Source organism: Aeromonas sp. 62-46, from assembly GCF_001898585.1.
In the GTDB taxonomy this organism is placed as follows: domain Bacteria; phylum Pseudomonadota; class Gammaproteobacteria; order Enterobacterales; family Aeromonadaceae; genus Aeromonas; species Aeromonas caviae.
This window is the reverse complement of sequence record NZ_MKUI01000055.1, coordinates 1-19,743: the sequence shown is the minus strand read 5'-3', so window position 1 is coordinate 19,743 and position 19,743 is coordinate 1. Positions and strand designations below refer to the sequence as shown.

The following is a 19,743-nucleotide window of genomic DNA, read 5'->3' as shown; positions in this document are numbered from 1 at the left end:
AGACCCGCTCTTCAGCCCTGCTCGCGGCACAGGGCAAGCCAGGCCTCGGCGGTGCGGGAGAGGTAGCGATCCCCTGGCCAGATCACCCCGAGCCGCCAGCTCAGCGCCGGGGCCAGAGGGCGCAACACCAGGCCGTCCGGCGTTAGCCGCCGGCAGATGGGCTCCGGCAGAAAAGCGACCCCCATGCCGCTTCGCACCATGGCGGTGAGGAAGTCCCACTGGCTGCTGCGGGCCGCCACCTGGGGCACGAACCCGGCTTGCTCGCAGGCCTGCTCCAGCCGCTCGCTCAGGGTGAAGGCCTGGGTATAGAGCAGGAAGGGTTCGTCCCGCAGAGCCTCCAGCCGGATCTCGCCCCCCTCGCGCCAGCGGGGCAGGTCCGGTAGCACCACCCGGATGGGGTAACTGTCCAGATCCAGGGCGCAGAGGGCCCCCTCTTCCCTGGTCGGCAGCATGGTGATGGCGAGATCCAGCTCCCCCGCCAGCACCGCCTGCTCGATGCGCCGCCCGCCATATTCGACGATGGAGAGCTCCACACCGGGGTAGCGGCTGCGATAGGTACGGATGAGATCCGCATAGACATGGCCCACCATGGGCGGGATGCCGAGAGCAAGACGCCCGGATTGCAGGCTCTGCAGATCCGCCAGCTCCGCCTCCAGCTGCTGCATCTCCGCCAGGATGGTCTGGGCCCGATTGAACAGCACCTGGCCGCTGTCGGTCAGGGTGAAGCGGCGGCCGACCCGGCTCAGCAGGGGCTGGCCCAGCTCCTCTTCCATGTTGCGGATCATTTTGCTGATGGTGGGCTGGGTGACGAACAGCTTCTCGGAGGCGCGGGTAAAGCTCTGCTCCCGCACCAGCTCGACGAAGTAACGCAGGGCTCGAATATCCATGGTGCTCTCTTGACGGGGATGGCTGGCTAAATCATGCCTCTTTGGCATGATTTTGATAATTTAAATTCATTTTTTGCAGGTTTGGTCCCTCTCTATACTGTGAGCAGGTTCACAGAAAGACGCTTGCCATGAAAACCCTCTGCCTTCGCTGGTTGCAAACCCCCTTCCAAATCGCCCTGCTGGCGGCCATCTGGTTGCTGGCCGACATCGCAGTGCGCACCTTGCACCTGCCCCTGCCCGCCAACCTCACCGGCATGTTGCTGCTGCTGGTCTGCATCCTGCTCGGAGTGGTCAAGGCCCAGTGGTTCAGTGCCGGGGCCCGCTGGCTGCTGGCGGAGATGCTGCTCTTCTTCGTCCCCGCCGTGGTGGCCGTGGTCAACTATCAGGAGCTGCTGCTGCAGGAGGGGTGGCGCATCATGGTGGTCCTGATCGTCAGCACCGTGCTGGTGCTCGGCACTACGGCGCTGGTGGTGGACAGGGTCTATCGCCTCGAGCTGAAACTGGCCCGCCGGAGTCGCCGCCATGTCTGATACCCTGCTCGGCCTGCTCTGCTTCGCCCTGACCCTGCTCTTCTACTACGCCAGCAAGTGGCTCTATGGCAAAAAGCGCATCCTGCCCCTGATGCCGCTGCTGCTGGCCCCCACCCTGCTGGTGGCCATGGTGATGCTGTTCCACATTCCCTACCGGGATTACATGGCCGAATCCCACTGGCTGCTCTGGCTGCTGGGCCCTGCCACCGTCGCCTTCGCGGTGCCCGTCTACGAGAATCGCCAGCTGATGCGCCGCCACTGGCTCTCCCTCTCGGTCGGGGTCGTGGCGTCCGTGGTAATGGCGGTGGGCAGCACAGTGCTGCTGGCCCGCTGGCTCAACCTCTCCGAGCTGTTGCAGCGCAGCATGGCCATGAGATCCATCACCACCCCCTTCGCGGTGGAGGCGACCCGTTCCGTGGGTGGCAACGCCGATCTCACCGCCCTGTTCGTGGTGCTGACCGGCGTCATCGGCATGGCGGTGGGAGAAAGCGTGCTCACCGTGCTCGCCATCCGCAGCCGCCTCGGCAAAGGCGCGGGCTTTGGTGCCTCGGCCCATGGGGCCGGGACAGCCAGGGCCTATCAGATGGGCAACGAGGAGGGGGTGGTCTCCAGCATGGTGATGATGATCGCCGGCATGGCCACCGTGCTGCTCGCCCCCCTCCTGGGCCGGCTGTTCTGGTAACTCCGCCACCCGATAACAGAAGAGGCGCCCTGGGGCGCCTCTTCTCATTGCATCGTGTCACGCAGCCTCAGAGGCTGGCGCAGATCTGCCAGAGATCGTACTGGATGGCGGCGGCCGTCACTTCCCGGCCCGCTCCCGGCCCCTGGATCACCAGGGGGTTGGTGCGATAGCTGTCGCTCTCGATGGCGAACACGTTGTCGCAGGGCAAGAGGTTGGCAAACGGGTGATGGGGCTCCAGCGCCTCCAGCCCGACGCGGGCCTTGCCGTCGTGCTCGAAGCGGGCGACATAACGCAGCACCTTGCCGACCCGGCGCGCCCCCTCGAAGGCGGTCTGGATAGGGTCATCCAGCTCCTTGAGCCTGTCCATGAACTGATCCGCAGTCACCTTGCGCAGGGCCACCGGCACCAGGTTCTCCAGCTCGATGTCGGCGGAGTCGAGTTCGAAGCCCGCCTCCCGCGCCAGGATGAGCAGCTTGCGGCGCACATCCTGACCGGAGAGATCCTCCCGGGGATCCGGCTCGGTCAGGCCATGTTGCCACGCCTCGTCCACCAGTTCGGAGAAGGGGCGAGTGCCGTCATACTGCTGGAACAGCCAGGAGAGGGTGCCGGAGAAGATGCCGGAGACCCCCTGGATGCGGTCACCGCTCTGACGCAGCATCTGGATGCTGGACTGGATGGGCAGCCCGGCCCCCACGGTGGCGTTGTAGCGCCATTGCACCTGGTGGTCGCGGCAGGTCTGCTTGATGCGCTGGTAAAACTCGCTGTCGGCGGCACCGGCAAACTTGTTGGCGGCGATGATGTGGATGCCGAGCTGGGCAAAGTCCGGGTAGTAGCGGCTCACCGTCTCGCTGGCGGTCATGTCGAGCGCGATCAGGGAGTCAAAACTGTGCTGCTCCAGCTGGGAGAGCAGCTCCGGCCAGATGAGCGGCTTGGGATTGAAGTTGTCCTGTACCTTGAGGGGATCCAGCCCCTCTTCGTCCAGCAGCCCGCCCTTGGAGTCGAAGACCCCGTAGAGGGTGAGCGCCAGATTGAGCTCATGCTCGAGGCGCGCCTTCTCGCGGGCGTAGAGCCCCAGCCAGTGACCACCGATATTGCCTTTGCCGAACACCACCAGCCCGACCCGGGTCGGGCGGCTGAACAGGGCACTGTGCAGAGCGATGAGCAGCGGCTCCAGCACGATCTGGCGCAGCACGGCCACCAGGCTCAGGCCGTCTTTGGCCACCTGCACGAACTCCAGAGGCTGATCCGCCAACAGCTGGTAGAAACGGTGGCACTGCTCGGCATTGTCGGTGACGCCGGCCCCCACCAGGGCGACCAGGCTGAACCCCTCCTTCTGGATGAGGCCGGTAAAGTTGCCCTGCAACTGGAAGTCACGGAGCACCTCGAAGGCCCCTTGTGCCACCTCCAGGGTGTAGGCCAGACGCAGGACCCGCCGATCCGGCTGGCGCTGCAGGGTGAGCGGATGGAGGCGATGGCGGGCCAGATGGGCCTCGATGGCCGCCACTGTCTGCTCAAAGTCAGTCTGCGGCAGCACCTTGAGCTCGATGAGGGCTATTTGATCCACCGAGGAGACGATGCGGGCACCGCCGGAGCGGGGTGCACGGCGCAGGATGTGGGTGCAGCCTTCGTCCGGATTGTAGCTGCAGCGCAGGGTGAGGCGCTGACGGCTGTCGGCCACCGGCTGCAGGGTACGCGAATGCAGCACCGAGGAGCCCAGGCGCGCCAGCTCGTTGGCCTCGGCCAGGCTCAGGCGCTCCAGCAGACGCGCCTCCTTCACCCGGCGCGGGTCGGCACTGTAGACCCCGGCCACGTCGCTCCAGATGGTGGTGGACTCGCCGTCCGCCAGCGCCGCCAGGAGGCTGGCACTGTAGTCGGAGCCGTTGCGTCCCAGCAGCAGGGAACGCCCCTCCATGTCGGCGGCAATGAAGCCGGTCACCACGATGCGACCGGCGTGCTCGGCCAGCCGAGCCTTGAGCAGCTCGCTGGAGAGGGCGGTATCCACCTTGATGAGGGCGCCGTCTTCTGCGCGCAGGAAGCTGCGAGCATCGAGCCAGGCGGCCGCCTCACCCCGGCTGGTGAGCAGGGCAGCCAGCAGGCGGGCGGACCACACCTCGCCAAAGGCGAGCAGGCCGTTGCGCTCGAAGCGGTCAAACTGCCCCTCCAGGGTCTTGGCGATCAGCTGCATGTCGCCCGTCAGTTGCTGGCTCAGATCGAGGTGAAGCTCCCCTTCCAGCAGGCCGTCGATCAGGCTTTGCTGATAGGCGTGCAGGGCGGTGATGGCTTCGCCTGCGGCCTCATCCCCCGCTTCCGCCAGCTCCACCAGCTGGATCAGCCGGTTGGTGGTCTTGCCCGCGGCGGAAACCACCACCAGCTCGTTGCCCCCCACCTGTTGCTCGACGATGCTGGCGACCCGGCGATAACAGACCGGATCCGCCAGGCTGCTGCCGCCGAACTTGTGTACATGGCGCCGCTTGAAGACTGCCTCTGTTGCCACCACACACTCTCCTTGTTGTTGTTCCATTACTTCACCTGCTCTGCCTGTTGTGCCAACTGCGCCTGTTCAAACCCCTGGGCCAGATCGGCCACCAGATCCTCACCGTGTTCGATCCCCACCGACAGGCGCAGCAACTGGGCACTGATACCCGCCGCCTGCTGGGCCGCAGGGGTCATGGCCCTGTGGGTCATGCTGGCCGGATGGGCCACCAGACTCTCCACCCCGCCGAGGGACTCCGCCACCGAGAAGAGGCGCAGCCCCGCGAGGAAGGCGCGCAGCCCCGTCTCGTTGCAATCGAGCTCAAAACTTAGCATGGCGCCAAAGCCGGACTGTTGACGGCGCGCAATGTCGTGGCCCGGATGGCTCGGCAGGCTGGGGTGATAGATCCGCTTGACCAGCGGCTGCTGCTGCAAGAAGGCGAGGATGCGATCCGTGTTTTCCTGATGGGTGCGCAGGCGCGGGGCCAGGGTGCGCAGGCCCCGCAGGGTGAGGTAGGAGTCAAAGGCACCGGAGGTGAGCCCCAGGCAGTTGGCCCACCACACCAGGGAGTCGGCCAGAGCCTGATCCTTGGCGATCGCCACACCCCCTACCACGTCGGAGTGGCCGTTGATGTACTTGGTGGTGGAGTGGACCACCACGTCGGCACCAAGGGCCAGGGGCTGTTGCAGCAAGGGGGAGAGGAAGGTGTTGTCCACCACCACCTGGGCCCCCACCCCGTGGGAGGCCTCGGCGATGGCGGCGATGTCCACCACCCGCAGCAGCGGATTGGAGGGGGTCTCCACCCACACCAGTGCGGGTTTCTGGGCCAGCGCGGCGGCCAGCGCCACCTCGTCTCCCTGATCCACGAACTGCACCTGGTAGTGGCCCTTGGCCGCCAGATACTCGAACAGGCGCCAGGTACCGCCGTAGCAGTCGTGGGGAGCGATCAGCAGATCCCCCGCCTTGAGCAGAGCCGTGGTCACCAGGTGAACGGCCCCCATGCCGGTGCCGGTCACCACGGCGCCGGCTCCCCCTTCCAGGGCCGCCAGGGCGTCCGCCAGATTGGTGCGGGTCGGGTTGCCGGAACGGGCATAGTCGTATTGACGGGGCTCGCCAAAGTCGGCAAAGGTGTAGTTGCTGGAGAGGTAGATGGGGGGCACCACGGCACCGTGCTGCGTGTCTGTCTCAATCCCGGTGCGTACCGCCAGGGTGGCCTTGTGGGTCATGTCACTCTCCTTGATGGGTTGCCGGAGCCGGTCCGCCTCGTGGGTCGTCCAGCCCCGCTCTCATTTTCGCTGGCCGGACTGCCGGCCCATGGTGCACCACACTACGCCACCTTAAAAAAGCCGTCAACACTTCTAGACGTCTAAATGGCTTTGCTGTTGGATTGCCATTGAATTCCTTAAGGGTTAAAATCCGCGCTCACGGCCAAACGACTACAGGTGGAACATGGGTACAGAGTGGAACGGCGACTACGTCAGCCCCTATGCAGAGCACGGCAAGAAGAGCGAACAGGTCAAGAAGATAACCGTCTCGATCCCGCTCAAGGTGCTGAAGGTGTTGACCGATGAGCGCACCCGTCGCCAGGTGAACAACCTGCGTCATGCGACCAACAGCGAGCTGCTCTGCGAAGCCTTCCTGCACGCCTTCACCGGCCAGCCGCTGCCCTGTGACGACGACCTGCGCAAGGATCACCCGGACAGCGTCCCCGCCGAGGCCCGCGCCATCATGGAAGCCCTTGGCAAAGAGATCGAAGACTTCGACGCCGAGTAATGCGGCTGCCCATGGCAAACGATGCATCCCTTTCAATGACGCGGCCCGGTGCCGCGTCATGCTTATCTGCCGCCTCCCCCTTCAGCCTGCGTCACTACCAGAGCGACATGCAGAGCCACAGTCATGACCACGCCCAGCTGGTGATCCCCCTCGTCGGCCCCCTCGAGATCGAGGTGCAGGGTCGGGGATGTCGCCTCGCCCCCGGTTTTGCCTGCATCATCGCCCCTGGCCTTCGCCACGACTACGCCGCCGACCCGGCGCACGTGTTTCTGGTGCAGGAGAGCCACTGGCTGCCGGCCGCCCTGGGGGACCACCCCTTCGTCGAGCTGGATGAGGCCCAGCGCCACTACCTCGCCTTCCTGCACCGCATGGTGGCCGAGGGGCGCCACGTGGCCGGCATGGAGCAGGTGTGGCTCGGGCTGCTGACCGAGGGACGCGGCATGGGCCCCGCCGTCGCTCCCCGCATAGCCCCTCGTATCGCCAAGGTGCAGCGTCATATGGAAGCCCACCTCGCAGACCCCCTCACCAACGAGGAACTCGCCGCCATCGCCTGCCTCGGCCTGAGCCAGTTCAAACACGCCTTTCGCCAGCAGGTGGGCACGAGCGTCTCCCACTACCTCAGGATGCGGCGTATGGCGCTGGCCCGCACCCTGCTCGCCCGCACCCGGCTGCCCGTCGGCGAAGTGGCCAGCCGCTGCGGCTACCAGAACCAGGGGGCCTTTGCCGAGCGCTTCCTGGCCGAGACCGGACTGACCCCTTCCCTCTGGCGCCAGCAAAACGGCCGCCTGCCGTAATCAGTCGGCTCTTTGCCGAAGACAATCCCCGGGCATTCGAGGCATGCTGAGGCTCATGCAAGGTATGGGCAACGAGGAGCCAAGATGCAGACCATAAGCTGGCAGGATTTCGAGATGGTGGAGCTCAGGGTGGGCACCCTGGTGCGGGTCGAGCCCTTCCCCGAGGCGCGCCGCCCCGCCTACAAGGTGTGGGCGGATTTCGGCCCCGAGATCGGGGTGCGCAAGAGCAGCGCCCAGATCACCGACCTCTATCGACCGGAGGATCTGGTGGGCCGCCAGATCGTCGCCGTGGTGAACTTTCCCCCCAAGCAGATAGGCCCCATCCAGTCGGAGTTTCTGCTGACCGGCTTCTATCGCCCGGATGGCGCCGTGGTGATCGCCATCCCCGAGCAGGCGGTGGAGAACGGCGCCAAGCTGGGGTGAGACGACGGCAAGGCAACCAGAGAGCAGAAACAAGAGAGGCGACCCCCGGGGTCGCCTCTCTTGTTTGATGCTGACGGCCTGGCTTATTTCAGCAGGCTGAACAGCAGGGCCGAGACCGCCAGGGCACCGGTCAGCAGGATGAAGCCGTTGACCCAACGGTGACGGAAGCGGGCCAGCGCCTCCACCTTGTAGATGGCCACCACCGGCATGATGAAGAGGATCATGGCGATGACGGGGCCGGAGAGGGTCTCCATCAACCCCAGAATGCCCGGGTTGATGATGGCGGCGCCCCAGATGGCGAAGAACATCAGGGCGATGCCGAGCTTGTCCGCCTTCGCCAGCGGCAGGCCGGTGGGCTTGGCGATCAGGCTTTTCAGGCTCTCGCGGGCACCGAGGAAGTGGCCGAGGAAGGAGGAGCTGATGGCGATGAAGGCGATGAGCGGCCCCAGGGTCACGATCACCGGGTTGTCGGTGATGTTGGCGAGATAGGAGAGCACGGAGACGTTCTGGGCCTTGGCCTCGGCCAACTGAGCCGGGGAGAGGCTCAGCACGCAGGAGAAGACGAAGAAGAGCACGAAGCCCACCAGCATGACGGTGGTGTTGCGCAGGATCAGGCCGCTCTTGGTTTCGGCCTGCTCCCCGTACTCCCGGCGCTGCACGTTGGCAAAGCCCGAGATGGCGGCGGCGTGGCTGAAGGCGAACACGGTGACCGGCAGCGCCAGCCAGACGGTGTTGAGGAAGCTCGTGCCTTCAAAGGCGGTCACTTCCGGCCACTGCCACTGGGGAATGAGGTAGCAGGAGAGGGCCAGCAGGATCGCCGCCAGCGGGTAGACCATGACGGCGAAGGCCCGCAGCATCGCCTTCTCGCCGGCCAGCATCACGGCGATCATGGCGAACACCAGCACGCCGGAGAGCATCACCCGATCCGGGGAGGCCAGGCCGAGCTGGTTGACCATGAAGCTCTCCACCGTGTTGGTCAGCCCGACGCCGTAGATGAGCAGGATCGGGAAGATGGAGAGGAAATAGAGCGCCGAGATGAGGCGCCCGGCCATCTTGCCGAAATGCTCCTCGGCCACCTCGGTGAAGTCGGCCTGGGGGCGCGACGACGAGAGCACGAAACGCGCCAGCCCGCGGTGGGCGAGGAAGGTCATGGGACCGGCCAGCACGGCGACGATGATGAGGGGCCAGATCCCCCCCAGACCCAGGTTGATGGGCAGGAACAGGATGCCGGCGCCGACGGCGGTGCCGAACAGGCTGATGACCCAGTGGGTGTCGTGGCGACGCCAGCCAGTGCTGGCCATGGTGGAGGGGGAACCGGACAGCTCCCGTGAGACGTCTGCAGATAAACTCATCGATAAATCACTTTTACGTAGTATTAAAATCTAAAAACATTGTGCTCCTTTAGCATTTAATTCTCAAAAAGGGAGACTGGCAGATCTCACTGGCAAAGCCCTGTTCCACCAGTGAGATTGGGAGGAAATTTCACCCCGAATTATTCGATTAATCCTGACACTAACCAAAAGTTAGGAATATAAAACCAAAATTAAAACCGACGTCGATTTTTTGTTTCGATGAAATGCATGTTTTCAGAATTAAATGAAATTTATGCCAGTGCAGCCAGATTGGATGTGATGATCCACTGCCGTTATCGCCATCACTAGCGAATCTCCCTAAAATCCCCGTAACCAGCCAGTGGATCACACCAATGCAATCAGGCGACCCTGTGGTCGCCTGATTGCATTCCCTGCGAGCTGGTCGACCCGTCAGTGGGCCAGAATGCGACCCCAGGCGAGATCCGGGTCCCCCATCACGATGAAGTCCGGGTTCTCCAGCGACTCGGTCTCGTTGTAGCTCAGCGGTTGCAGCGCCAGGCTGAGGATGCGCCCCCCTGCCGCCTCCACGATGCACTGGGCGGCAGCGGTATCCCACTCCCCGGTGGGGCCCAGGCGCACGTAGCAATCCGCCACGCCTTCCGCCACCAGGCAGGACTTGAGGGAGCTGGAGCCGAGCGGGATCAGCTCGTAGTGGATGGCCGGGTTGAGGCGACGGGTCAGGTTCTCCAGTTTCTGGCGGCGGCTGATGGCCACCACCAGGGAGTCAGGCTGATCGTGTTCATGATGGATGGCGCTGATGGGACGGCTCTCGCCGTTCGCCTCCTTGAAGGCGCCGTGACCACGCACCGCCCAGTAGAGCAGATCGGATTCGGGGGCGTAGATGACCCCGAGCACCGGGACATTGTCCCGCACCAGGGCGATCAGGGTGGCGAAGTCGCCGCTGCCTGCGATGAACTCGCCAGTGCCGTCCAGCGGGTCCACCAGCCAGTACTGGCGCCAGTTCGCACGCTGGCTGAAGGGGATGTCGGCCGCCTCTTCGGTCAGCACGGGGACATGGGGAGTGAGCGCTGCCAGCGCCTGTTTGAGGTAGGCATCGGCAGCAAGATCGGCACTGGTGACCGGGGTCGCATCCTCCTTCAACTGGCGTTCGAACTGACCGCCGCGATAGATCTCGTGAAGGATCCTGCCCGCCTCACGGGCGATCTCCTTGACCTCGGGTATCCAGGCCAACAACTCCTGCATGGTGCTTACCTCTGCCTCTGATTGCCAAACAGACCCTCTGCGGGCTAATTTCCCTGCTCCGCCAGCCATTTGCTGGCCAGCAGCAGGGCACTGATGCTGCGCGACTCGGTGAAGTCCGGTCGTGCCAGCAACTCGTCGATCCGGTTGAGGGGCCAGGGGATCACCTCGAGAGGCTCGGGCTCGTCACCGACCCGCTGCTCGGGGTAGAGATCCCGCGCCAGCAAGATGTCCATCCGGCTGGAGAAATACCCCGGCGCCAGCGACACCTGCTTGAGCAGGGTCAGGCTGCTCGCCCCGAAGCCCGCCTCCTCCATCAGCTCCCGGTTGCCCGCCTCGAAGGCATTTTCACCGGGGTCTATCAATCCCTTGGGGAAACCCAGCTCGTAGGAGTGGGTGCCCGCCGCGTACTCGCGCACCAGCAGCAGGGTGTGGGCATCGAACAGGGGCACCACCATGACGGCACCCCGATTGCCGCCGCGCATCCGCTCGTAGACCCGCTCCTCGCCGTTGGAGAATTTCAGGTGAAGGGACTCCACCTTGAACAGCCGGCTCTCGGCCACGATCTCGGCCTTGAGGATCTCCGGCTTGCTCTTGTCATGGGCCATGGTCTCGACACTGAGGTGGACGGGATTGCGCTTGTGGGGATCGCTCATCGGGGGCTGACTGCTCGTTAAAAAATCGTGTTTCAAGAGTAAACGACTCCCCTGCCGAACACCACGGGGCAAAGAGGGGAAAGATGTCTGAAAAATCCGTTATAATGCGCCCCGTTTTTCCCATCACCACAGACATCGCGAGGCCCCATGTCGACTCCCCTGCCCTGGCACCAGATTGATACCGTGTTGCTCGACATGGATGGCACCCTGATCGATCTCCATTTTGACAGCCATCTGTGGCAAACCCTGGTGCCGGCGCGCTACGCCGAGCGACTCGGCCTGCCGCTGGCCGAGGCGAAGGCGCAGATAGACACTCACTATCATGCGGTCAACGGCACCCTCGACTGGTACTGCGTGGATTACTGGACCCGGACGCTCGGGCTCGACATCCGCGCCCTCAAACAGGAGATCCTGGAGAAGATCCAGTGGCGCCCCAACGTCATTCCCTTCCTGGCCGCACTCAAGGCCGCCGGCAAGCAGGTGGTGCTCTTCACCAATGCCCATCCCGCCAGCCTGTCGGTGAAGGATGCACGCCTCGGCCTCGCCCAGCACCTCGATCTGATGGTGAGCACCCATGAGCTCGGGTGGTCGAAGGAGAGCCAGCACTGCTGGCAGGCACTGGTCGAGCGGCTGGCCTTCGACCCGGCCCGCACCCTCTTCGTGGATGACAGCGAGCGGATCCTGGCCGCCTCGGCCGAGTTCGGCATCGCTCACCAGCTCGGCATCCGTCACCCCGACAGCCAGATGCCGCCGCTCACCTTCCAGCACTTCCCGGCGCTCGACGACTACGCCGACCTGCTCCCTCTCGGCGCCTGACACGCACAAGGCCCTCTTCACGAGGGCCTTGTCACATCAGCTCAACAGCCTGCCGAGCGCATCCCGTTCATGAAAGCCCTCAGGCCGCATCGCGCGGGGCCAGCACCCCCATGCCGGCCAGGTAGTCGAGGGCGCTTGGGGTGAAGCCGACCTCCGTGAGGTGCGCCGCCGTGAAAGGGGCTGCATGCAGAGGCAGGCCGCGGCTCACCCGTTCCATCCAGTCCGGATTGCCAAGGGCCGCCGTGCCCACCGCCACCAGATCGGCGCCGCCGGCCAGAGCCCGCTCCGCCGAATCTGCGTCGCTAATCTTGCCCGCCACCATGAGCGGCACCTGCCCGGCCAACCCGACTCTTACCGCCTCCAGCAGGGCGCCGCCGTCGGGATCCCCCGCCACCGCCTTGAAGCTGTCCCCCATGGAGAAGTGCAGGTAGTCGATCCCCTCCTCCGCCAGCAGGCGCGCCACCGCCAGCTGATGGGCCAGTTCGATGCCCTGGATATGGGCATAGCTCTCGGGGGAAAGACGCACCCCGACCAGGAAACCCCGGGGTAGACGGGCGCGAATGCCGCGCACTATCTCCACCAGGATCCGCGCCCGGTTCGCGAGGCTGCCCCCCCAGCGGTCGGTGCGCCGGTTGTGCAGGGGGTTGAGGAAGTTGCAGAGCAGGAAGTGGTGGGCTGCGTGCAGCTCGACCCCGTGCAGGCCGGCGCCATGGGCCCGCTCGGCAGCGATCACAAAGGCGTCAATGAGCGTCAGAATCTCCTCCTCGCTCAGCCCCTTGACCCCGAGGGGGTAACGCCCGTCCAGCGCCAGCGCGCACGGGCCGACCGGCGCCCCGTCGTTCAGCTCGGGCAGAGCCCGCATCCCGCCGTGATGCAGTTGCACCACCGCCAGTGCCCCGGCCTGCCGCGCACTGTCGGCCAGGGCCGTGAAGGCCTGCTGCTGGGCGTCCGTCATCAGGGCAGGCTGCCCCGCCCAGCAGCGTCCGCCGGGCCGCACCTGGGTGGCGGCGGCGATGAGCAGGCCGAAGCCGCCACGGGCGCAGCGCGCCAGCCAGTCGAGCTCGGCCTGGCCGGGATCACCGCCTGCGCCGCTCATGTTGTGGGTCAAAGGGGCCAGCACGGCCCGGTTCTTGAGCAGCAATCCAGCTCGCTCGAAGTGGAAGCTGTCGCCCAGTCTCTTGTTCATCGTCCTCTCCCAGGATAGCAATGGCATGGCGGCCACTATAAACCCGGGCCAAGAGGATATAATCAGGCACTCAAGCAAGACATTCATTCCCAGCAAGACACAATAGGCCACCCCTCATGCGTCACCACAAGCTCGACACCCTCTACCTGATGCGCCTGCTGGTCGCCATCGTCCGCTGCGGATCCTTCGCCGCGGCGGCGTCCCAGCTCGGCATCACCCCGAGCAAGGCGTCAAAAGATCTGCGCCACCTGGAGCAAAACCTCGGCAGCGTGCTCCTGAGCCGCACCACCCGCCGGGTGCAACTGACCGACGCAGGAGAGCTCGCCTACCGCCAGGCCGACCAGATGATCGCCCTGCACGAGCAGTTGCTGGACGGCCTGCAGCGCCGCCGCTCGGCACTGTGCGGGGAGCTGCGCATCACGGCGCCGGATCTCTGGGGAGAAGTGGTGCTGACTCCGGTGCTGCTGCGTTTTCGCGCCGACCACCCGGAGGTGCGGATCATCGCTGACTTCAGCAATACCCCGGCCGACCTGCTGCGCGACAACCTGCACGTGGCGTTTCGCAGCACTGAGCTCGGCACCCAGCCCTACCTGGCGCGCCCCATCGCGGTGGACGATCTGGTGCTCTGCGCCAGCGCCGACTACCTGGACCGCCACCCGCCCCTCACCACACCGCAGGATCTGCACCAGCACAGCCTCATCACCCGCAGCCAGGAGTACGGCCGCCACGAGCGCTGGCCCCTGCTTGCCCAGGGGCGCGAGATCCCTCTCGAGGTAGCGGGCGAGCTGGCCTTCAGCAGCAAGAAGGCGATTCACCAGGGGATGCGCCAGGGACTGGGGATAGCCCGCCTGCCGCGCTACCTGGTGGCGGCCGAGCTGGCCGAGGGGGTGGTGCGCGAAGTGCTGCCGGACTATCGCCCCAAGGGGGCCCATTTCTACGCCCTCTATACCCAGCGCCGGGCCGAGTCGGCCCTGGTCGGCCACTTCCTCGACTACGTCATCGAGGCGCTCACCCCTTCATGAGCAGATCACCAGGTGGTACTGCTTCTTGCCCCGGCGCAGCAGCAGGTAGCGGCCGAACAGCCGATCGTCGGCGGTGAGCGGCTCATCCCGGCGGATCGCACCGTTGACGCTGACGGCCCCCGCCGCCAGCAGCTCGCGGGCGATCCGCTTCGAGTTGGCCAGGCCGCACTCCACCAGCAGGGTCACCAGATCCGTTTCCCCCTTGATGGGGCTGCTTGGCATGCCATCTTGCGCCAGCTGGGCCAGATCGCTCTCCCCAAGGCGCGCTACCTCGCCACTGAACAACGATTCGCTGATGCGTTGCACCGCCGCCAGCGCCCCCTTGCCGTGTACCAGTTCGGTCAGCTCGTCCGCCAGCACCTGCTGGGCCAGCTTGCGCCCCTGCCGCTTCGCATCCTCCGCTTCCAGCGCCTCAATCTCGGCCAGCGGCATAAAGCTGTAGTAGCGCAGGAAGCGGTAGACATCCTCGTCTGCGGTACCGAGCCAGAACTGGTAGAAGGCGTAAGGGGAGGTGAGCGCCGGGTCGAGCCAGACGGCGCCCCCCTCGGTCTTGCCGAACTTGGTGCCATCGGCCTTGGTGATGAGCGGCAGCGTCATGCCATAGACCTGAGCCTGATGCAGCCGCCGTGTGAGATCCATGCCGCTGGTGATGTTGCCCCACTGGTCGTTGCCGCCGATCTGCAGGGTGCAGCCGAGGCGCTGGTTGAGCACGGCGAAGTCCTGGGATTGCAGCAGGGTGTAGGAGAACTCGGTGAACGAGATGCCCTGATCCGGACGGGCCAGGCGCTGGCGCACCGATTCGCGGGCCAGCATGGCGTTGACCGAGAAGTGCTTGCCGATGTCCCGCAGAAAATCGAGGGCGGACATCTGCCCCATCCAGTCGGCGTTGTTGACCAGCAGCGGCGCCGCCAGCCCGTCGCTCGCCGGCAACAGGGCGCTTATCTGGGCCGACAGGCTGGCGACCCAGCCCTGCACCGTCTCGGCGCTGTTGAGGGTGCGCTCGCTTGCCTTGAAGCTGGGATCGCCGATAAGGCCGGTGGCCCCGCCCACCAGGGCCACCGGGGTGTGGCCCGCCAGCTGGAAGCGGCGCAGCATCAGGAGTGGCACCAGGTGGCCGATGTGCAGGCTGCCAGCGGTGGGATCGAACCCGCAATAGACGGTGCACGGGGTGGCAAGATGGTCGGCCAGCGCCACCGGGTCGGAATTCTGGGCCACCAGGCCGCGCTGGGTCAGCTCATCGAGCAGGTGAGGATTTGTCATAGAGGGCTCCAACAGCAAGAGAAAGAGGGCCATCCTCGCCGTTTTGCGGTGCTGGCAGATATGTCCCCCAGGGGACAGTTTTGCCACTCCCGTGCTAGCATCCTGCCATCGTGGGGAAACCATTCCCTGACCCGGAGCCCATCGCCATGCCCCCGTCTCCTGCCACGGATACCCTGAGCCTGACCGCCGCCGTCGATGCCCTGCACGGCAGCGGCTTCCCGGCAGCCCTGGTTCGCCTCATCCAGCAACAGGTGGCATTCGACTGTGCCCTGCTGCTCGGGGTGGGGCTGCGCCCCGTCTACCTCTACGACAACCTGCATCATCAGCGGGCCCTATTGTTCGACCGCTACCTCACCCGCCACTTCAGTCAGGATCCCTTCATGCAGGCGCTGGAGCAGGGGCTGGGTGCCGGGGTCTGGACCCTGTCGCAGGTGTCGCGGGGGCGGCTCGACCCCGAGTATCGCCACCACTTCTATCAGGCCACCGGCTGGCAGGAGGAGGTGGGGCTGATCCTGCCGGTGCGCGGCGGCCTCACCCTGATGCTGTTTCTGGGCCGCCTCGACAAGCGCAGCTCCCTCAGCCGTGACGAGCTGGCCAGGCTGGAGGCACTGTTCCCGCTGGTGCATTCGCTGTGTCGCCAGCACTGGCGGGAAGAGACACCCCGACTGGCCCGCAGTCCGGCCAGGTCAGATGGCACTGACCTCAAGGGGGCGGTGGAGCAGGCTATCGCCAGTGTGGGGGGAGATCAGCTAACCCGGCGGGAGCGCCAGGTGGCGGGATTGCTGTTGCAGGGGCTGGATACCGAGGCCATTGCCGGTGCGCTCGGCATCGGCTGCGGCACGGTGAAGAATCACCGCAAGCATCTCTACGCCAAGTTGAACCTGCACTCCCGGGCCGAGCTGTTCAGCTTCTTCCTCAATCACCTCATCACGGCGCCAGCCGGCGCGCCCCCATAACAACACCACCCCGCCGGGGCGGGGTGGTTCAAACCATGGGCAACGCCGTCAGATGCGGCCCTGATAACGCAGCGGGAAGCGCCCCTGCCCATCGGGCTGGCCGAGGAAGGGGAGCCCCTGTTTCATCTGGTCCGGCAGCTCGGGACCCGGTTTCAGGGTGCCCTGGAACAGGTACTGGCGATTGGCTTGCAACTCCAGCTTGCCCAGCACCTGTACCGCCTCCGAGCCCTGCTTGATCTCGGCCACCAGCCGGGAGTCGAGACAGGTGAGCGTGATCTCGGGATCCCCCAGGGCCAGCTTGCCCGCCGGGGTGTCCGCCTGTGCGTCATACCAGTGAAGATCCCCGTAAAGGTTGTCGCACCAGGGAGTGCCCTGGGCAAACTGATCGATCTTGAGCTGCAACTGACCCGTCGCCGTCAACGGGAAGGGGGGTCTCATCGGCACCCTCTCCAGCACCCAGGGGGCAGGCGCATTCAGGGTGATGTCGCGCCCGAAAGCGGCACCGTTCCAACCCAGGATCCCCTGCCCGTTGAGTCCGCTGCGCTCGCCAAAGCGCACCGACACCTCGGGCGCCAGCCGCAGCAGAGACCAGCCATCGAGATCCCAGCGCAACTGGGTGAGGGACTCGCTGGCATATTGCACCCGGGCGGCCTGACCGCTCCAGAGGGTGCCGCTCACCCCCTCCAGCCGCACCAGATTGGGGGGCAGCGGCAGATGGCGCACCACCAGGGATGCAGGCAACTGGGCCAGCAGGAAACCGAGATAGGCCAGCAGGAAGAGACTGGCGATCACTATTTTTCGCTTCATTGGGAACGACTCAACTGCAAACGTCTGACCTTGACCAGCCCGGGGGCCAGCCCCTCGCGGGCCAGCTCGATGATCTGCACCTGGACGCCGTATTGATCCGAGAGGGTCGCAAGCCAGATCAGCAGATCATCGAACGGCACCGTGTCTATCCATACCTGCAGTTCCTGACCCTGGGGCTGCAAGCGGGCAATCTTGATCTTCTGGTTGAAGGCGGTGCGGTTCACCACGCCGTCCAGGGTACCGCCGGTATCGATCTGGCGCCCCTGTCCCCCCTGCATCGCCAGCACCTCCTGTCCCTTCTCCTTGAGCCAGGCCAGGGTCTGCTGCTGGTTCACTACCTGCCGCTCGCGCTCGGCAATGCGATTTGCCACCGGCTGCCAGATCGCCCAGTAGAAGAGCCCGATGAGCAGCACGCTGCCCCCCACCGCCACCAGCCGCTGCTCGCGGGCACTGATGTCGCGCCACCAGCTCTGCAGTTTGTCCATCATGACGACCTCCCCTTGAGCACCAGCGCCCCTTCGACCTTGCCTTCGGTGCTTCGCACCTCACCCTGCTGCACCTCGAAGCGCTTGCCCGCCAGCTCGCGGAAACGTTCGATCTCGGTGAAGCCGGGGGCCGTCACCTGCAACCTCAGCTCGCCCCGGGCTGCATCGAAGCGCAGCACTTCGGGCTTGAGGCCGGGCACCTCGGCAAACACCGGGGCCAGCTCGGTCAGGAGCAACAGGACGCCATCCTGGGGAGCCTGCCCCAACTGCTGGAGGTGCTGGGTCATCTGGCTGCGCACGTTGACGATGCGCGTCTCCCCCGGGAAGATCCGGGTGTAGACCTGCCGGATCTCCGCCTTGAGGGCCTTGTCCTGTTCCGTCAGCTGGTGCAGATGCACACCGCGCTGCACCAGGGCCACCAGCAACAATACGCCTGCCAGCACCGCCACCTTGCGCCACTGCAACCAGTAGCGGGCGTATTCGGTCTGGGGACGATAGGGCCCCTGCAACAGGTTGGCCTGGCAGGTCAGCGCCCCTTTCGCCAGCAACAGCATGGGCAGTTCCGGGTCAGCCCCCTGCCAGTTGCCCGCCGCCATGGCGGGGATGGGAGTATGGCAGTGAAGGGTGACGGGTTCGGTCTGCGCTGCCAGCAGCATGGCCAGCAGGGATTCCTCCGCCACTATGCCCTGACGGGGGCCCTGGCGGACCAGCCACTCCTCCCCCAGCTGCAGGGCTGACCAGCCATCGGCGGCGAGCGGCAGCGCCAGCACGTCGGGCAGCAGGTGCAGGGTCTTGAGCCCTGCCTGCTCCAGCCAACCGAGCCAGGAGTGCATCTTCCCCTTGTCCACCGCCATCAGATCCACCTCGCGGCCCTGATGGCCGAGCACCACCAGGTGCAGATCGTCCACGTCTGAGGCGATCTGCTCCTCCAGCAGATAGGGCAGGGCCGCCGCACTCTGGCGGCTGTATTTGCCCGGCAGATTGACCCGCCGGAAGATAAGATCGCTGCCGGGCACCAGGGTCACCACGGGGCGACCACCGGCACGCTCCTGCAGCTCGCCGAGGGCGTGCGCCGAGGCCAGGATGCCGGAGGCGATGATCTCCTGCTCCTGCGCCGACCAGACCAGCCAGTGCACTGGCTGCTGCGCATTGGTCCCCAGACGGATGACCAGACTCTCGCTCACTAATGTCTCTCCTGCCATGCCCGCTCCTCCCTCAGGGGGGCGGGCGCACAGCCATGGGTTGCAGTCCAATCGGGGGATGCGCAGGGCAGCTGAAACCGCCCCACGCCCCCTTGTTATTCGGCGCCGCCGCTCAGGCGACGCAGCATCACCAGCTTGTTGTCCTTGCCACGCTGGAAGACGGTCTCAAGCCTGGCGCGGGTCTCCCCCACCTCCGCCAGCAGGCGGGCCTCGAAGAAGCTGCTCTTGATGTCCAGGGCGCCATCCAGCCCGGTGATGGCACCCGGCTGAACCTGCAACTGCTCCGTCATCTCCTGCTTGTTCTTCCACCCCTTCTTGGGGCGGCTGGTCAGCACCCGCTTGGCATCGTCCAGCCCGATCTTCCCCTGGTAGAGCCCCACCAGCAGGGCCGCCTGCTCCGGCCGGATGGTGTTGATGTTCACCACCAGCTTGTCATTGGGCAGGGAGCACACATAGGGGGCCAACCGGGCGTACAGGCTGGCGCTCACCCCGCGCACCGCCCGCAATTCGTCGGTGCCCAGCATCCGCTGGTTAGCCACCAGGTAGGGGGGATTGAGTCCCTCGTAGTAGGCATCCTCGGCCCCGTTGCTCGAGACCAGCTGGGTATCCTTGTCGGTCCAGTCGCGGATGGCGTCCGTCAGCTGCACCGCTTCGTAATCATCCACCTCGAGCTGGGCGAGCAGGGCCCGGAACACCTTGAACTGGTAAGGCTGGGCCTCGAGATCGTCGCCGTTCTCCCCCTCCTTGAGGGGCACGCTCAGGCTGTTGAGGTTGAAGCAGGATTGCAGATCCCGCACCCGGCCCGAGAGAGTGCCATCCTCCACCGGGAAGACCCCGTCCTCCCGCGCCCAGTTCTGTCCCAGACTCACCCGATCCGGGTCATCCTTGAAGTCCTGGTTCAGCACCTTGATCACCAGGGCCTCCGCCGACATGGCATACCACCAGGCCTGCTTGCCCAGGGTGAGGTTGGCGGTGCGGCGCAGCTCCAGTTGCAGGCGGCCGCTCATGTTGCTGGCGACGATCACCATCACCGCGAGGATGAGCAACACCACCAGCAGGGCCATGCCCCGCTGTCTGCCGGGGGCCGAAGGAGGGCGGGGGCGCTTAATTGCCATTGTCCGCCCTCTGGCCACCAGCGCCGTTCAGGAACTGGCGACGTCGAATAGTGCCGTCATCCTCCGTGACGGACAGGGGAAAACGACGATCAGTTACCATTCT

General features: G+C 65.5%; 20 protein-coding genes. 8 read left to right on the top strand and 12 right to left on the bottom strand.

Going from position 1 to position 19,743, the window contains the following annotated elements; translation table 11 throughout:
- Positions 1-11: 11 nt before the first annotated feature.
- Entirely contained in the window at positions 12-887 is an 876-nt protein-coding gene (locus BGO64_RS17250; protein ID WP_039040573.1) for a LysR family transcriptional regulator, read from the bottom strand.
- A 128-nt stretch (positions 888-1,015) separates the two neighbouring features.
- Between BGO64_RS17250 and BGO64_RS17245 the strand changes: the two genes are divergently transcribed.
- Positions 1,016-1,417, top strand: coding sequence for a CidA/LrgA family protein (locus tag BGO64_RS17245; RefSeq protein ID WP_039040574.1), 402 nt, complete (start codon positions 1,016-1,018; stop codon positions 1,415-1,417).
- Complete coding sequence (locus BGO64_RS17240; RefSeq protein WP_286701074.1) at positions 1,410-2,099, top strand: LrgB family protein; 690 nt, start codon at positions 1,410-1,412, stop codon at positions 2,097-2,099. The genes BGO64_RS17245 and BGO64_RS17240 overlap by 8 nt, the downstream gene beginning before the upstream one ends.
- 67 nt (positions 2,100-2,166) lie before the next feature.
- Here the strand turns inward: BGO64_RS17240 and BGO64_RS17235 are convergent, their stop codons facing one another.
- Together BGO64_RS17235 and metB are read right to left on the bottom strand one after the other, a co-directional pair.
- A complete protein-coding gene (locus tag BGO64_RS17235; protein WP_128296181.1) occupies positions 2,167-4,620 on the bottom strand; it encodes a bifunctional aspartate kinase/homoserine dehydrogenase II in 2,454 nt (817 codons plus the stop codon).
- Positions 4,620-5,798, bottom strand: a complete 1,179-nt coding sequence (gene metB / locus BGO64_RS17230) for a cystathionine gamma-synthase (protein ID WP_010675705.1) — start codon at positions 5,796-5,798, stop codon at positions 4,620-4,622. The genes BGO64_RS17235 and metB overlap by 1 nt, the downstream gene beginning before the upstream one ends.
- A gap of 223 nt (positions 5,799-6,021) precedes the next feature.
- Here metB and metJ point away from each other — a divergent pair, with 223 nt between their 5' ends.
- The 3 genes from metJ to BGO64_RS17215 all read left to right on the top strand — a co-directional run bounded on the left by metJ (position 6,022) and on the right by BGO64_RS17215 (position 7,562).
- Positions 6,022-6,345: a met regulon transcriptional regulator MetJ gene (gene metJ, locus BGO64_RS17225; protein ID WP_005327165.1), complete on the top strand. Its 324-nt coding sequence runs from the start codon at positions 6,022-6,024 to the stop codon at positions 6,343-6,345.
- A 35-nt stretch (positions 6,346-6,380) separates the two neighbouring features.
- Positions 6,381-7,139 carry an AraC family transcriptional regulator gene (locus BGO64_RS17220; RefSeq protein WP_286701086.1) on the top strand — a complete coding sequence of 253 codons (759 nt, stop codon included), beginning with the start codon at positions 6,381-6,383 and terminating at the stop codon, positions 7,137-7,139.
- An 84-nt stretch (positions 7,140-7,223) separates the two neighbouring features.
- A complete protein-coding gene (locus BGO64_RS17215) occupies positions 7,224-7,562 on the top strand; it encodes a tRNA-binding protein (RefSeq protein ID WP_103261510.1) in 339 nt (112 codons plus the stop codon).
- Positions 7,563-7,645: 83 nt separating this feature from the next.
- Here the strand turns inward: BGO64_RS17215 and BGO64_RS17210 are convergent, their stop codons facing one another.
- From BGO64_RS17210 to nudE, 3 genes are all read right to left on the bottom strand, one after another.
- Entirely contained in the window at positions 7,646-8,914 is a 1,269-nt protein-coding gene (locus BGO64_RS17210) for an aromatic amino acid transport family protein (protein WP_029314815.1), read from the bottom strand.
- Positions 8,915-9,325: 411 nt separating this feature from the next.
- Complete coding sequence (gene cysQ / locus BGO64_RS17205; RefSeq protein ID WP_010675709.1) at positions 9,326-10,138, bottom strand: 3'(2'),5'-bisphosphate nucleotidase CysQ; 813 nt, start codon at positions 10,136-10,138, stop codon at positions 9,326-9,328.
- 44 nt (positions 10,139-10,182) lie between these two features.
- The gene (gene nudE, locus BGO64_RS17200; RefSeq protein WP_039040577.1) at positions 10,183-10,791 is read right to left on the bottom strand and encodes an ADP compounds hydrolase NudE; all 609 of its coding nucleotides are present in this window, start codon (positions 10,789-10,791) and stop codon (positions 10,183-10,185) included.
- 147 nt (positions 10,792-10,938) lie between these two features.
- Here nudE and yrfG point away from each other — a divergent pair, with 147 nt between their 5' ends.
- Positions 10,939-11,607: a GMP/IMP nucleotidase gene (gene yrfG / locus BGO64_RS17195; protein WP_119197289.1), complete on the top strand. Its 669-nt coding sequence runs from the start codon at positions 10,939-10,941 to the stop codon at positions 11,605-11,607.
- A 79-nt stretch (positions 11,608-11,686) separates the two neighbouring features.
- Here the strand turns inward: yrfG and BGO64_RS17190 are convergent, their stop codons facing one another.
- Positions 11,687-12,793 (bottom strand): NADH:flavin oxidoreductase, encoded by a 1,107-nt coding sequence (locus tag BGO64_RS17190; RefSeq protein ID WP_286701073.1) that lies wholly within the window; start codon positions 12,791-12,793, stop codon positions 11,687-11,689.
- 116 nt (positions 12,794-12,909) lie between these two features.
- On the opposite strand from BGO64_RS17190, the gene BGO64_RS17185 reads away from it, so the two are divergent.
- Positions 12,910-13,815 (top strand): LysR family transcriptional regulator, encoded by a 906-nt coding sequence (locus BGO64_RS17185; RefSeq protein WP_286701072.1) that lies wholly within the window; start codon positions 12,910-12,912, stop codon positions 13,813-13,815.
- Here the strand turns inward: BGO64_RS17185 and tyrS are convergent.
- A complete protein-coding gene (tyrS, locus tag BGO64_RS17180; protein WP_286701071.1) occupies positions 13,810-15,075 on the bottom strand; it encodes a tyrosine--tRNA ligase in 1,266 nt (421 codons plus the stop codon). The genes BGO64_RS17185 and tyrS overlap by 6 nt on opposite strands.
- Positions 15,076-15,221: 146 nt before the next feature.
- Between tyrS and BGO64_RS17175 the strand changes: the two genes are divergently transcribed.
- Positions 15,222-16,031, top strand: a complete 810-nt coding sequence (locus BGO64_RS17175; RefSeq protein WP_286701070.1) for a helix-turn-helix transcriptional regulator — start codon at positions 15,222-15,224, stop codon at positions 16,029-16,031.
- Between the two features lie 48 nt (positions 16,032-16,079).
- Here the strand turns inward: BGO64_RS17175 and exeN are convergent, their stop codons facing one another.
- From exeN to exeK, 4 genes are all read right to left on the bottom strand, one after another.
- Positions 16,080-16,838, bottom strand: coding sequence for a GspN family type II secretion system protein ExeN (gene exeN, locus BGO64_RS17170; protein ID WP_039040581.1), 759 nt, complete (start codon positions 16,836-16,838; stop codon positions 16,080-16,082).
- Positions 16,835-17,326 (bottom strand): GspM family type II secretion system protein ExeM, encoded by a 492-nt coding sequence (exeM, locus tag BGO64_RS17165; protein WP_275872856.1) that lies wholly within the window; start codon positions 17,324-17,326, stop codon positions 16,835-16,837. The genes exeN and exeM overlap by 4 nt, the downstream gene beginning before the upstream one ends.
- Positions 17,323-18,507 (bottom strand): GspL family type II secretion system protein ExeL, encoded by a 1,185-nt coding sequence (gene exeL, locus BGO64_RS17160; RefSeq protein ID WP_081999394.1) that lies wholly within the window; start codon positions 18,505-18,507, stop codon positions 17,323-17,325. Before exeL ends, exeM begins: the two co-directional genes overlap by 4 nt.
- 113 nt (positions 18,508-18,620) lie before the next feature.
- Entirely contained in the window at positions 18,621-19,640 is a 1,020-nt protein-coding gene (gene exeK, locus BGO64_RS17155; protein ID WP_223955811.1) for a GspK family T2SS minor pseudopilin variant ExeK, read from the bottom strand.
- Between the last annotated feature and the right edge of the window lie 103 nt (positions 19,641-19,743).